The sequence below is a fragment of the Trinickia camelliae genome, assembly GCF_053525655.1.
Genome location: NZ_JBCHAA010000005.1, coordinates 298,680 through 312,284, shown reverse-complemented (window position 1 = coordinate 312,284; position 13,605 = coordinate 298,680). Strand labels below are relative to the sequence as shown.

Genomic DNA, 13,605 nt, shown 5'->3' with positions numbered 1-13,605 from the left:
TTCCTGGTCAGTGTTTGCCTGCGTGCGTCGTAATCTGAACGAGATCGACCACGACGTGCGGCGCGCCGAATTTCGCGGCGAGTTGCTTCAAGCGCTGATCGACCGCCGACAGATAGTCGGCGCGCGGCTCGACATCAGGGCGCAATGTATCGAAGAGCGGCGCGGGTGTGACGAGCAGCACGATCATCTCGGTGCCGAACGGCTTGCCGATGACCCAATCGCCCGCGCTGCCGATCGTCGCCGAATAGTTCGGCGGCGCCTGATTGTCCTTTTCGCGGCTGCTTGGCACGAGATGCGCGACGCTGCCGTCGAGCTGGTAATAATCGACGTAGACGTAGGAATCGAAGCCTGGCGTCGTGATATCGACGACGAGCGCATCGCCTTCGTTCAATTGCCCGTTCGGCGCGCGCGTGCGGATCGTCGCCGCGCTCGCGGACGCGGCGGCCGTGGCCGGGTTGGCGTTGGCCGCCGGATGATTGGCGCTCCAGTACGGCGCGAGCGCCTTGACGATATCGCAGTTGTGCGCGCCGACCGGCCGCAAGTCGAGATTCAGCGTGGCGAGCCCCGGCACGCCGTTCAACGCGTCGCGCACTTGCGCTCGCCCGACGCGCGCTTCGACGAAACCGTGCACGTTCAGCGTATGGCCGTCCACCGACGCGCTCAGCGCGGCACACGGCAGGCCGTCGAGCACAGGCGTCACGGCGGCGAGCGAGAGCGTTTTAGATTCGGCATTGCCGGGCGCCTGCGCGATCGTGCCCGATGATTGCTGCTGCGGGGGCTGGCCGCTCGGACTTGCGAATTGCCGATACCCGAACCAAAACCCCGCGAGCATGACCACGATCGCCCCGCCGCCGATAGCGAGCCCCTTGCGCGAAATCCGCGGCGGCGTCGAACGCACTGAAGGCGCCGAGCGCATCGCGGACGCCACCGGCGCCACATGCTTTTCCGTCCCCATGCCTTCGAGAAAACGCGCGACGCTCGGCGTGCGCGTGGCGCGATCGAACGAGAGCGCCTCGCTAAGCGTCTTCCATTGCCGCCGGTCGAGGTTCTTCGGACGCTCGGGCTGCATCTTCTCGCTTCTCGCCTGCGTCGCGGCCAGGCGATTGAACGGGTGATGCCCCGTCAGAAGCTCATACGTCACGCACGCGAGCGCATAGACGTCATCGCGCGGATCGGGTTCGCGGTGCTCGAACATCTCGGGGCTCGCGTAAGCGGGCGTGATGCCGCCGAGGCTCGCGGGATCGAAGATCGTGACGTCGGTATCTTCGTCCGGACGCTGAAACACGCGCGCAATGCCGAAGTCGATCACCTTCACTTCGCCGCCGTCGGTGATGAACACGTTCGCCGGCTTGAAGTCGCAATGCACGAAGCCGCGTTCGTGCGCGTAGGCAAGCGCGCGGCCCATGCCGTTGATGATCGGCGACGCCTTCTCATAGGGCATGCCGGTGAAATCGGGCGCGCGCAACGTCTTCGAGAGCGGCTTGCCGGACAGGTACTCCATCGTAAGATAGACCATCGGCCCGTCGCGGTCGAAGTCGTACACGGTGACGATGTTGCGATGCGCGAGCGTCTGCGCCTTGCGCGCTTCGCGCTGCAACGCGATCAGCGAAGTCGGCTGACCGCGGAACTGTACGTTCAGCACCTTGATCGCGATGTACGGCATGCGGTCCGAGGCTTCGAGCTTGCGCAGATCGAGCGCCTTGTAGACCGTGCCCATGCCGCCCACGCCCAGGCACTCTTCGAGCACGAAGCGCCCGTTCAGCGTGTCGCCGATGCCCTTCACGTAGTCGGGATCGGTATTGGGCAAGCTGCTTGGAAAAGCCTGCGCGCCGGCGGACGGCGCTCCCGGGCGCGAGTTCAGCGGTGCAGCGGGCGCGACGACCCGCGTTTCATCGCTCGCGCGATCGGCAAGCGCCGCATCGCTTCCGGTCGAGAACTGCTCGATATGGCGCACGACTTCCGCGTAGACCTCGCCGGGCAGCGGCTTTTTCGTCTGCGTCTCGTCGAGCACTTCACGCAGCCGCACGCCGTTCGCGTGGTCGGCCGCCAGCGCGCGATCGATTTCGTCGAAAAACGCGTCGTGCGACAGAGCCCCGCTCTGGAAGGTTTGGATTAGCTGCGCAAGGCTTGTCATTCGAACGCCTTCCACTCAGCTGCAGTTGCGCTTCAGTTGCACATCACATGCGCCGGTGCGCCGATGCGCGACGCACCTGGAAACGCGGATAGCCGCACTCAGTTGCCACACTCTCTTAGACGAAACCGGCCGCGTTTCTTTAAGGATTGGTTTGCTTTCCGATCGATACTAGTCTGCGCAAACGCCTTGTGCAATCGGTGCCCGAACTACCTGCACGGCGCAAAGGCAATCCACGCCGCGTGAATGGCGCATGTCGCAAGACGACCAACACGCCGCGTCGATTGTGTTGGATCACGACCGTCATCCGCGCGATCGAACACCCGCTTTCCATGCCGGCCACGCTCCTCTCGACATCACGAAAACCCCTTGTTTCAAGGCTCCGCAGCATTTCTCACTCGCTTCGCTCACAACTGGCACACCCTATGCAGTATAGGAGCCGAGCCCGCAATACTTGCAGCTCAATCACTCGAAGCCCTACTGACTGCCTTTGGAGAACTGCCATGAAGACCTTGATGATCGAAGACCTCGCCGTCGCTAAAGAACTCGACGCCCGTGAAATGTCCGCCGTGCGCGGCGGCTACCTGCCCGGCCTGTATCCGTTTCCGTCGTACTACCCGTCCGTGCATGTCGACACGACGAACTTCAGCGCCGCGCAATCGATCGGCCAAAGCAACCTCATCGAGAACAACGTCGGCAACGGCGACGCGTTCGTGTCGAACATCAAAGGCACGGTCAACCCGTCGCAGAGCGCCAAAAACACGATCGACTTCCACTAAGCGTGCATGGTCGTGCACCTTGAAGGCCGCGAGGCCCTCGAGGTGCACCATGCTCCCGCAACCGATTCGACCCACTCGGAGAAACGTCATGTCATCCCTCGTGATTCACGAACTCGCGCCCGGCCCGGACCTCGACCGCAAGGCCATGGCCTCGATTCGCGGCGGCGTCGCCAACCTGGGCCCCAGCGGCCTGGGCGGCCTGGGCAGCCCCAATATCAACGTCAATGTCGGCGTGTCGCAGAACATCAACCAAGTCCAGAACATCGAAGTCGCGGCGCTGAACAACATCGGCGTGCTCGGCGCCGATCTCGGACCGATCCGGTTCAACGTCAGTCCCTCGCAAACCGCGAATACCGGCTTCGGATTCTGAGCGCCGTTCGAACTCAGGCCGAACTCAGGCGATCGGGGCCTCGCGGCCTCAATCGCCTGTTTTAGCTATGGTTTTGCGCTTTTTTGGCGCCTAGGCGCCGACTTTCTCGTCTAGTGCTTGGTTATGGCCACCAAATACTGCATTTAGATCAGTACCCCATGTGCCCTCGCCTATGATGAGTTAGCGCGCTCTGTGACTGTGAATGGGTTCTCGCAGATGACGCGAGCCGGTTCTGACAGAGTGGTCGCGCCACCAGCCCTGTAGTCAACTCCAAAGGAGGGTTTCCCATGAAGTTCATCGTTCAATGGAAGGGTCAACCCGGCGTGCAACAGTCAGCGATCAACCGATTCCTGGAAACAGGTGGCCGTCCGCCTGAAAATGTCACGCTCGTGGGGCGATGGCATGTGGTCGGTGAGTTGGCCGGCGTTGCGATTGTCGAAGCGACCGACACGAGCGGGCTCGCGGCGATGATGCTTCAATGGGGTGACTTGTTGTCGTTCACTTCCGCTCCTGCGCTAACCGACGAGGAGTTGGGCGCTGCTTTGACTGCTCTCAAGGCTGCCTCGCATTGAGGCTGCCAGCCGCGAAGCCGGCTAAGGGTCTTCGACCCGGACACGCGCTTCGCAAGGCATACCCTGAGAGGTGCGGCAGGCGCTCGATATGCGAACGCTCACCACCCACACGCTGTGAACGTGAAAACAGGCCAGAATAAAAATGGCTGCAATTGAATCATGGAAGTTGCACGCCAAATCGCCAGAAAAAATTCGCCGCAACGGCTCTTCTGAATGGCGTGGTACGCGGTGGCCAGCGGATAGGTCAACAGCCTGCCAATGATGCGTGCGGCGCTGTTTCGCTCGATAGCTTGGCGTTGCCGCGCGTGACGAGCGCCTATACTGAATTGAAGCTTCAGCTAACCTTAAGGCGCGCGGCAGCATGCTTGAACGCGATGCCGCTTACCCGATTCCCCTACCGATTCGCGGAGTCCACCATGGGCACTCTTGTGATCAACGATCTCGTTGAAAGCGTCGATTTGGACAGACAAGCGATGGCCGCCATCACGGGCGGCTCGATGGTGCAAGCGCATCAGACGATGCTGGCGCCGCAGTTGTTTACCGGACTGCGGATCGCCGCGGGCCTAGGTGAGTTCGCAGGTGAGTTCGCAGGCCGCTCGCCGATTGCGGAAGCGGTCGCGCAGCGCACACGCACCACGCTGCTGCGATAACCCGGAAGAGCGGAAAGCGCCGCGAGTGCGCCGCATTCCACCGCTTGAACGAAGCGCTTACGAAGCCAGCCGCAACATCGCCGGCCGCTCGGCTGCGGGTGGAAACACGCACCATGACCCGTCGTCGTGTCGAAAAAAGAAGATCGAAAGCGTGCCGCTCGAATGCGAGGTCTCGATGCAGACGTAGCGTCGCCGATGCATGGGCATGCGGCTGAAACGGATCACGCGAGCGGGCGCGGCAGGCGTCGGTGCGAGCCACTTGTCGACGAGGCGGCGCAAGGTGGATTGGGTGATACGGCTGGCTTCGGCAAGGGTATCCATTTGCGTCTCCTTAAGGCGCTCGGTTGGTGAGCAATCAAGCGGCTTGCAGGACGCAAGCGGCACATTGAACGTATTGGCGGCGCGCGGCGCGGCGAGCAGCGATCAGCGCGCGGCACATTCCGGTCACAGCGCGGGCAGCCGTTGCCGGATGCAGGACACAGGCGCGGACTTGTTCGCTGCGGCCCTTGCCGCACACGCACCACGTGCAGAAGTGTTCGCAGTTGTTCGTCAGCAGCCGGTAGTCGTTTTCGCCGAGACGGGAGCGCGCGCGTTCGACCGCTTCGATGCCCGAGTAACGCGTTTGACGGTCGTGCGCGATGACGATTTGATGGCCTGCCGCGAAACGTTCGAGCGTGACTTCCTCGACCGGACCGCGATGCAGCGACGTGCAAAGACCGGAGTAGTGAATGACCTTGCCGTTGCCTACGTAGATGCCGTGATGGCTGTAGCCGGCGCGCTGCGTGACGAGATGGGCGCCGAGTGCGAGTTCAGCTGGCGCGGCGTTGCGAACCGCTTGGGCGGTGTCGGCATCGGCGAGTTGAAGATCGAGGCTCATGGCGGTGTCCATCTGCGTTTCGGTTGGCAACCCTTGCGGCTCGTGGGTTTGCTGGTTGCCAACTACTCTGCATCAGGCATGCCAAAAGGCTTCGGCCTTGGTTTGACAAGGGTTTGCTATGGGATGGGTGAAACACGCGCCGCTTTCTGTTGTCGCCGGCCCAACGATTATCAGAGCGTTCTGTTGGGCCGCACGCGTCATTTGGCGCACGTGGCGGGCGGCGATCAAGGCCTTCATCGAGTGAGCCACCGCATCAGGTGCGGTGTTGGATTGCTGCGCACAGCGCATCGCCGCAGTGTTGGTCGAGACACAACCGTCACGCCGCACGGCAAGCGGCCGATCACTCGCGGCCAACCACGCAGTGCGTCGCCGCGCCTTATGCGGCGAGGCTCGCGACGAACGGCCAAGCGGCGGCGTTCAATCGTCACGATCCGCGCGCCGCATGGTACGGCACTTGCATCGTATGGCGGGCACGCGGCTTGGCCGCATCTCAATCGCCACTCGCCATCCGGAGACTCATCATGGCCGCCATCACGATCAACGACCTTCACACGAAGCGCGACCTGGACCTCAAGGCCATGTCGCTGATACGCGGCGCAGGCGCGCCGTGGGTCTTCGGCTGGATTCAACCGTTTACGCCACCGGTGGCGAGCGTCGGCCCGGTCCTCAACTTCTATCAGACCAACATCTTCGCGAACCAGCTCGTCAATCAGGTCGAGAATATCAACGTCAACAACGCCGCGCCCAATTCGAACGTCGCGGTCAGCGCCGGCGAAAACGGGAAAAACAACGGCCTTCTCACATGAACCGATGCATGACCCGATCCAGGCGGCAGCCATGCTGACTCAGTTCAATTGGACGTCGGCCTCGCGCACCGATGTGGGCCTCGTGCGCGCGATCAACGAGGACGCTTGCCTCGATCTTCCCGCGCACGGCATCTGGGCCGTCGCCGACGGCATGGGCGGCCATTCGGCCGGCGACGTCGCGAGCCAGATGATCGTCGACGCGCTCGCGGCGATCGTCGTGCCCCAGAACCTCGCGGATTTCATCGCCGCCGCGCGCGCCGAACTGCAGCGTGTGAACCGCACGCTGCGCGACGAAGCCGCGGCGCGGCGCGTACGCACGATCGGCAGCACCGTGGCCGCGCTTATTGCCAGCGGCAGTCACTGCGGGCTGCTGTGGGCCGGCGACAGCCGCATCTACCTCTACCGGCGCGCGCAGTTGCGGCAGCTCACGCGCGATCACAGCCAGGTGGAGGAATTGAAGGCGCAGGGTTATCTGACCGCCGAAGAGGCCGTCGACCATCCGGCGCATCACTTGATCACGCGCGCTGTCGGCGCGGCCGATTGGCTCGAGCTCGACGAGCAGCGCGTCGAAATCAACGACGGCGACATGTTCCTGCTGTGCAGCGATGGTCTTTCGAACGAAGTCGACGAAACCGGCATCGTGAGCGCGCTGGCCGGCGGCGATTGCCGGCAAGCGACGGACGCGCTCGTCGAAATGGCGCTGCACGAAGGCGGACGCGACAACATCTCCGCCATCGTGATCCGTGCCGACGATCCGTATGCGGCGGATAAGACGCTCGTGAATCCGGCGTTGCCTTGAACCCAGCGACCCTGCGTTTAGCGAGGTTTTCCCGCCGCCTCTTGATGCCGAAAGTCCTTCGAGCGGATGCCGTGCTTCTTCAGCAGCATCTGCAGATGTGAGCGGTTCATCTCGCAGCGCCGCGCGAGCTCCGCGACGGTGCCGCCTGTCTCCTGCAGCCCGCGTTCGAGAAACGCGCGTTCGGCTTCATCGCTCGCGGCGCGCTTCGCTTCGGCCAGCGACGCGGGCGCGACCGCGGGTACCCCAGCGGAAGCCGTCGAGCCATCGACACTCGCCGCCTCGGCGTGAGTCCCCGCCGCGCCGGCTGATTTCGGCTGAATATCTTCAGGAAGATGCCCGATATCCGCCATGTCGCCCGCGAGGCACGACACGCGATAAATCAAATTGCGCAGCTCGCGGATATTGCCGGGGTACGCGTAATTGAGCAGGAAGTCGCGCAGCTTGGGCGTCATCTTGATCGGCCGGCGCTTGAGCGCTTCGGCAGCTTCGTCGCCGAAATAAGCGAACAGCAGCGGGATTTCATCGCGCCGCTCGCGCAAGGCGGGCAGCGTCAAGTGAATCACGCTCAAGCGATAGAACAAGTCCTCCCGAAAGAGGCCCTCCTCGCTCATCTGCCGCAGGTTCCGGTTGGTGGCGGCGACGATCCGCGTATCGACCGCAATCGCCTGGTCCGATCCCACCCGCTGAATCTCGTGCGCTTCGAGCACGCGCAGCAGCTTCACCTGCCCGCTCAACGGCAATTCGCCGATCTCGTCGAGAAAGATCGTTCCGGTATGCGCGCTTTCGAATTTGCCTTTGCGATCGTTCGACGCGCCGGTAAACGCCCCCTTCTTGTGGCCGAACAACTCCGATTCGAGCAGGTTGTCGGGAATGGCGCCGCAATTGACCGAGATATACGGCCGATCCGCGCGAGACCCGTTCGCGTGAATGACCTTCGCCATCAGTTCCTTCCCGGTGCCGCTCTCGCCGTCGATCAGCACGGGCAGATCGGTCGGCGCCGCTTTTTCAGCGATCTCCAGCGCCGCGAGCAGCTTCGGGTTGTCGCCGAACGTCCCTTCGAAGATGAAGCTGCGATCGAGCAACGCCTGGCGGCGCTGATGCGCGCTCAAGTCCGCCGCGCGCAGCGCTTCGGGCTCGCGTTCGGCGGCTTCCACGAAACGCTCCTTGCGCGACAGTTGCAAGACTTCATCGCGCAGCGTGTTCGACTGATTCAGGAGCTTCTCGATCTCGGCGCGTTCGAGCCTCGGCGCCCAGCGCAGCGTCGAGCGCAAGATCTCGATCTTTTCGAGCAGCCCCGCGTAGGACACCGCCGAGCTGCCCAAGCCATGTGGGTCGAAGAGTTTCATGCGGCGCTCAATTGCTTCTGGACCAATTGGTAATACATGCCCTGGCGCGCGACGAGTTCATCGTGCCGGCCTTGTTCGGCGATCGCGCCTTCGTACAGGACGAGGATCTTGTCCGCACGCATGATCGTGGAGAGCCGGTGCGCAATGATGACCGCCGTGCGTCCCTTGAGAATGTCCTGCATGTTCGCGAGGATGTTGCTCTCCGATTGCGTATCGAGCGACGACGTCGCCTCGTCGAACACGAGCAGCCGCGGGTCGTGATACAGCGCGCGCGCAATGCACAGGCGCTGAATCTGCCCGCCCGAAAGCCCCATGCCGCGCTCGCCGACGACTTGCTCGTAGCCGAGCGGCATCTTCGCGATGAACGCATGGGCGTCGGCCATCTTCGCGACCTCCTCGATGCGCCGGCGGTCGGGGCTGGCGTCGCCGCATGCGATGTTTTCCGCAATCGTTCCCGAGAACACAAGGTTCGTCTGCATCACGTAGCCGATTTGCGCGCGATAGAACGCTTGATCGATCACATTCAGGTCGTAGCCGTCGACGACGATCTTGCCCTCGGTCGGTGTATAGAAGCCGACCAGCAGTTTCGCGAGCGTCGTCTTGCCGGAGCCGCTGCGGCCGACGATCGCGATCATCTCGCCCTGCTTGATATCCAAGCTGATGTTTTCGAGCACGTAGGGCGTTTCGCCGCCGCCGTAGCGGAAATACACGCCATCGAGGCTGATGTCGCCCTGCAGGTCCGGCAGCAGCACGCGCGATGCGAAATCCGACGGCTTCTGTTCCGGCTCGATATCGAGCACGTCGCCGAGGCGCTCCATCGCCACCGCTGCGTCGTTCATCAGGCTCCACAGGCCGACCAGCCCCATCAGCGGCGCGAGCACGCTGCCCATGAACGCGTTGAACGCAATGAGCTGGCCGATGGACATTTCCTGCGCGAGCACGAGGCTCGCGCCGACCCACAGGATCACGATGGTCGTCGCCGCGTTCAGCAATTGACTGCCGAGCCCGACGAGAATATTGAACGCCTGCGCGCGGTACTGGATTTCCAGCGCCTTCGCGTACTTGCGCTCCCACTTGAGCCTCACCGGCCGCTCGATCCCCATGCCCTTCACCGTCTCGATACCGCCCAGCGTTTCCATCAGCAGCGACTTCGCCTCGGTCGACGCCGAGAACACTTCGCGTGCATAGCGCTTGATGCGCGGCGTCGCGAGCGCGGTGAGCGCCATGATCGGAATCACGAAGGCGATCAAGAGCAGCGTCATCTTCACGTTGTAGAGAAACATGATCGTGAAGTAGATGAAGATCATCAGCAGATTGAGCGCCGTGGTGACGGTGGATTCGGTCAGGAACGCGCGGATCGTCTGGTTCTCCTGGAAGCGCGCGAACACGTCGCCGGTCTTGCGCTTGGCAAAGAACGAGAACGGCAGCGACATCGTGTGCTTGAAGAACTGCGACATCATTGAGAAGTCGAGATTGCGCACCATGAAATTCGACAGATGCGCGCGAATCGTGATCATGAGCTGCGTGAAAAGATTCGAAATCACGAGGCCGAGGATGAGCAGATTCAACAGGCCCACGTTCTGGTGGACCACGACACCGTCGAGGATGTTCTGAATGATGAGGGGCGGCACCACGCCGAGCAGCTGAATCACGAACGTCGCGAGGAACAGGTGGGCGAGGATCTTCTTGTAAGGCGCGAGGTAGCCGATGAAGCGCAACCACGGCGAGCGCGATGCGGCCTGCTCAGTCGCCGTCTCGCTCGCGGTAAATAGCAGGCAGGTGCCGCCCCAACCGCGCTCGAATTCTTCGACCGAGAGCTTGCGGAAACCGAGCGCTGGGTCCGCCACGCGCACCCAGCGTTTGCTCATGCCGTAGACGATGATGTAGTGGTATCCCTCCCAGTGCGCGATAAACGGCAACTCGAAGCCGAGCATCGCGTCGAAGGTGCATTGCACGCCGCGCGTCGTGAAGCCCAGCGATTCGCCGGTGCGCGCGAGGCTTTCGAGCGTGGCGCCTTGCGTGGTCACATTGGCGAGCTCGCGCAGCTTGCCGAGCGTCATCGGTATGCCGTAGTGGCGGCAGACCATCGCGAGGCACGCGGCGCCGCAATCCATCTCCTCGGCCTGCTCGACGAGCGCAAAGCGCTTGATGACTTTCTCGCCGAATTCCGGCTCTGTCGCAAGATCGAGAATCGCCGGGCGCTTGCGGCGTGCCGCGAGTTTCTTCTGCCGCTGCAGTTCGCGATCCACGAAACGGATGCGCTCCTCGAGCACCTCGCGCAGCTTCGGGTTGCGCTCGAGGATGAAGTGAACCGTCTTCTCGGGAATCACGAGAAGGCGCGTATCGGCGCTGGCGGTCACGCTCGCCTGCTGCTCCTGGCGCAGCACGCAGGCCCGCTCGCCGAAAATCTCCCCTGCGCCAAGCGTCGCGAGCGGATAATCGACGCCGTCCTCGCTGCGCACGATGCGCACTTCGCCTTGCCGCACGACGTAAAGGCGCAGGTCTTCGCGCGAGCCCTGCTTGATGATTTCCTTGCCGGCCGCGACGCGCTTCACGCCAACGCTCGACACGTACTCTTCGAGTTCGCTCTTGTTGAGCTTCCCGCGCAGATCGAAGAGCCGCGCGACGAAGCCTCCCGCCGAGCTGATCGCCACATAGCTGGTCACGAACGATTGCGCCGCCGGATTCTCGGCGATCAGCGGCGCGAACGCGCTACGCGCGATGAACAGCAGTTCGACCTTCGACGACGCCCGCACCGACGCTTCGTGCCAATACTCACGCAACATGGCGATCTCGGCGAGCACCTCGCCCGCTTTGCGCACGCCAAGGCTCGTCTCCTTGCCGTGCTCCTCGGTGAAGAGGCGCACCGACCCCGTACGGACGATGAGGAGCCCGTCCGCGCTTTCGCCGCGATTGCAGATCGTGTCGCCGAAAGCGAACGTGCGCGTTTGCGTCTCGCTCGCGAGACGCTCGAGCTCTTCGCGCGAAAACGGCGACAGCAGCTCGACCGACGAGAGGAAGTCCGCCAGCGATTGAGCGGTTGAGCCTGCCGTCGAGGCTGGTGCTTGTGCGTCCATGGAAATCGATCCTCGCCGTCAACGGGCCTCGATGATGTGTTCCTGCGCCCGCGCGGCGAGCCAGTCCTCGCGCAACAAGCGCCGCACTTCGGAGGCGACGTCCTGATCGAGCGTGGCCGGATACTTGGCCCTGACCGAGAAGATCTCGAAGAACGCGCCGTCCGGCGCCTCGAACGGCCCCAGCAGATCGCCGGCTTGCGCATTGAACACCTTGGCTTCGATGCCGGTCTTCAGCGACCCGCGCAACACCTTGCCGATGACGCCGCCGCGCTCGCGCGTATCGGCGATCGAATGCTCGCGCGCCATCTCTTCGAAGCTGTCCGGATCGTCGCTGAGGATCGACATCATCTCCTTGGCCTGTCCCTCCGATTCCAGCACGATATGGCTCACTTCGATCGCGTCGAACTTCGGCGAGTTGAGCTTGAAATAGGCTTCCACGGCGCCGTCGTTGCACACCTCGTCGAGCATCTTTTCCTGGTACAAGGTGTCGGTGATGAAGGTCTCGAACTCGTCGAGGCTGACGCCGAACACGTCGAGATAGCGATTCATGTCGGCCGCGCGATGCAGGTTGCGCACGCGGCGGAACTGGTCGGCGCGCTCCTGAATCTCTTCGGGCGTCACGCGAATGCCGAGTTTCTTCGCCGCGTGGACCGTGAGGCGGTCGCGGACCTGCTGTTCGACGAGGCCCTCGAATTGCCCGGTCAGTTTCAGCACGCGAATGAAATCGTCGGTGCCGATCACCTCGTCGTCGATGCGCACAATGGCCGTCATGTCGTATCCCCTAGTCTTATCCTGCGATCTGCCTGAACGGATCGAGCGCGAAATCGATCAGGCGGCGTTCGCGAACCACGATCTCGGCGGTGGCCGTCATCCCGTAGCGCAACGGGTACTTCGTCCCGGCGACCGAGTAGTAGTCGCGATCGAGCGTAACGCGGCCTTCGTAGACCGGCAGCTTGGTCGCAACGGAAGGCTTCGTCGCCGGCGAAATGTATTCGAGCGTGCCGCTGACGGCGCCATAGCGCTGATACGGAAACGCGTTGAACTTCAGCTTGACGGGCAGCCCCTCGTGAAGAAACGCGCGGTCCTGCTCGGCAATTTCCACCTTGACGACAGAGCGCGCATTCGCGGGCGCGATGCCGCCGAGCGGCGTGTTCGCCTGAATCTTGTCGCCGGGCTGCGTGGTCGTGACGTCGGTGATGACGCCTGAGACCGGGGCCAGCACGAGCAGGAAGTTGTCTTTGTCGATGTTCTCGAAGCGGATGCGCGCGGCCGCGTCGGCCGCAAGGCGCGCGGTCTGCACTTGCAGACGCAGCTTGTCCTCGGTGTTCGCGATCTCGCGCACCGTCGCGTCGTACTCGATGCGCAGGTTCGTGAGCGTCTCGCTGCTGCCTTCGAGTTGCGCTTTCGCCTGCGAAAAGTCGTGGGTCTGTTGCGCTTCTAGTTGCGCGAGCCGCGCCTGCGCAATCCGCAGGTTGTTCTCGGCTTGGAGAAACGCGCTCTTCTTCTCTTCGACCTGCGTCTGCGATACGCCTCCGCCGCCCGGCGTCGCAAACAAGCGCTGGAATTTGTCCTGCTCCTCTTTCGCAAGATCGCGCGCGTGCTGCGCGTTGTCGATGTTGCTGCGCGCTTCGTCAAGCTGCGCCTTTTGCGATTGCGCGAGCTTGCTCGTGCCCTCTGCGATGCGGTTTTCGTGCAGATGCTCTTCCACGTCGATCTGCTGTTTGAGCGCGTCCGCCTTGCGCTCCATCAGTTGCTTCTTCTCGGGAAACTGCTGCCATTCGCGCTCGGCGTCATCGAGCTTGAGCCGCGCGTCGAGCGCATTGGTCGCCGCTTCGATCGCACCGCGCGCGTTGATGCGGCCGATCACGTCGTCCTTCTTCACGGGCTGGCCTTCGGCGATATAGATGTCCGCGAGTTCGCCGTCGACCGGCGCATAAATGCGGCGCACCTCCGATTCGGGCGCGAGCGCGCCCGGTGCCGAAACGATCACGTCGGCACGACCGATGCACGACCACACGAGCGCCGACAAAACGAGCGCCACCATCACGATGATCGTGGCCTCGATGAGTCGCAACGGCTGCGAGGTCAGGATCGCGATGCCTTCAGCGCTGTGGTCTTCGAGCGCTTCGCTTAGCGGCGTTAGTGGCTTTAGCGGCTTAATCGGCTTAAGCGGTTTCAGTGACTTGAGCATCTTGAGA

Annotated in this window: 13 protein-coding genes; 6 read left to right on the top strand and 7 right to left on the bottom strand. The window is 63.0% G+C overall.

Annotated features, from left to right (window positions below; translation table 11 throughout):
* Positions 1–7: 7 nt before the first annotated feature.
* The gene (locus AAHK20_RS11685; protein WP_449181604.1) at positions 8–2,134 is read right to left on the bottom strand and encodes a serine/threonine-protein kinase; all 2,127 of its coding nucleotides are present in this window, start codon (positions 2,132–2,134) and stop codon (positions 8–10) included.
* A 500-nt stretch (positions 2,135–2,634) separates the two neighbouring features.
* Here AAHK20_RS11685 and AAHK20_RS11680 point away from each other — a divergent pair, with 500 nt between their 5' ends.
* The 4 genes from AAHK20_RS11680 to AAHK20_RS11665 all read left to right on the top strand — a co-directional run bounded on the left by AAHK20_RS11680 (position 2,635) and on the right by AAHK20_RS11665 (position 4,502).
* Entirely contained in the window at positions 2,635–2,910 is a 276-nt protein-coding gene (locus tag AAHK20_RS11680) for a hypothetical protein (protein WP_449181603.1), read from the top strand.
* Positions 2,911–2,998: 88 nt separating this feature from the next.
* The gene (locus AAHK20_RS11675; protein ID WP_449181602.1) at positions 2,999–3,280 is read left to right on the top strand and encodes a hypothetical protein; all 282 of its coding nucleotides are present in this window, start codon (positions 2,999–3,001) and stop codon (positions 3,278–3,280) included.
* A 287-nt stretch (positions 3,281–3,567) separates the two neighbouring features.
* The gene (locus tag AAHK20_RS11670; RefSeq protein WP_449181601.1) at positions 3,568–3,852 is read left to right on the top strand and encodes a DUF3303 domain-containing protein; all 285 of its coding nucleotides are present in this window, start codon (positions 3,568–3,570) and stop codon (positions 3,850–3,852) included.
* A gap of 416 nt (positions 3,853–4,268) precedes the next feature.
* The gene (locus AAHK20_RS11665) at positions 4,269–4,502 is read left to right on the top strand and encodes a hypothetical protein (protein ID WP_449181600.1); all 234 of its coding nucleotides are present in this window, start codon (positions 4,269–4,271) and stop codon (positions 4,500–4,502) included.
* A 57-nt stretch (positions 4,503–4,559) separates the two neighbouring features.
* Here the strand turns inward: AAHK20_RS11665 and AAHK20_RS11660 are convergent, their stop codons facing one another.
* Positions 4,560–4,823, bottom strand: a complete 264-nt coding sequence (locus tag AAHK20_RS11660) for a hypothetical protein (RefSeq protein WP_449181599.1) — start codon at positions 4,821–4,823, stop codon at positions 4,560–4,562.
* Positions 4,824–4,857: 34 nt separating this feature from the next.
* On the bottom strand, positions 4,858–5,379 hold the full coding sequence (locus AAHK20_RS11655; RefSeq protein ID WP_449181598.1) for a lecithin retinol acyltransferase family protein: 522 nt from the start codon (positions 5,377–5,379) through the stop codon (positions 4,858–4,860).
* 521 nt (positions 5,380–5,900) lie between these two features.
* On the opposite strand from AAHK20_RS11655, the gene AAHK20_RS11650 reads away from it, so the two are divergent.
* On the top strand, positions 5,901–6,185 hold the full coding sequence (locus tag AAHK20_RS11650; RefSeq protein ID WP_449181597.1) for a hypothetical protein: 285 nt from the start codon (positions 5,901–5,903) through the stop codon (positions 6,183–6,185).
* A gap of 31 nt (positions 6,186–6,216) precedes the next feature.
* Positions 6,217–6,984, top strand: a complete 768-nt coding sequence (locus tag AAHK20_RS11645; RefSeq protein ID WP_449181596.1) for a PP2C family protein-serine/threonine phosphatase — start codon at positions 6,217–6,219, stop codon at positions 6,982–6,984.
* 17 nt (positions 6,985–7,001) lie between these two features.
* Here AAHK20_RS11645 and AAHK20_RS11640 read toward each other — a convergent pair whose 3' ends face one another.
* Genes AAHK20_RS11640 through AAHK20_RS11625 form a run of 4 tightly spaced genes read right to left on the bottom strand, consistent with a single transcriptional unit; the run spans position 7,002 to position 13,598 of the window.
* Positions 7,002–8,330 carry a sigma-54 interaction domain-containing protein gene (locus tag AAHK20_RS11640; RefSeq protein ID WP_449181595.1) on the bottom strand — a complete coding sequence of 443 codons (1,329 nt, stop codon included), beginning with the start codon at positions 8,328–8,330 and terminating at the stop codon, positions 7,002–7,004.
* Positions 8,327–11,407 carry a peptidase domain-containing ABC transporter gene (locus AAHK20_RS11635; RefSeq protein ID WP_449181594.1) on the bottom strand — a complete coding sequence of 1,027 codons (3,081 nt, stop codon included), beginning with the start codon at positions 11,405–11,407 and terminating at the stop codon, positions 8,327–8,329. Before AAHK20_RS11635 ends, AAHK20_RS11640 begins: the two co-directional genes overlap by 4 nt.
* A gap of 18 nt (positions 11,408–11,425) precedes the next feature.
* The gene (locus AAHK20_RS11630; RefSeq protein WP_449181593.1) at positions 11,426–12,178 is read right to left on the bottom strand and encodes a peptidylprolyl isomerase; all 753 of its coding nucleotides are present in this window, start codon (positions 12,176–12,178) and stop codon (positions 11,426–11,428) included.
* Between the two features lie 16 nt (positions 12,179–12,194).
* A complete protein-coding gene (locus AAHK20_RS11625) occupies positions 12,195–13,598 on the bottom strand; it encodes a beta-barrel domain-containing protein (RefSeq protein WP_449181653.1) in 1,404 nt (467 codons plus the stop codon).
* Positions 13,599–13,605 lie beyond the last annotated feature (7 nt).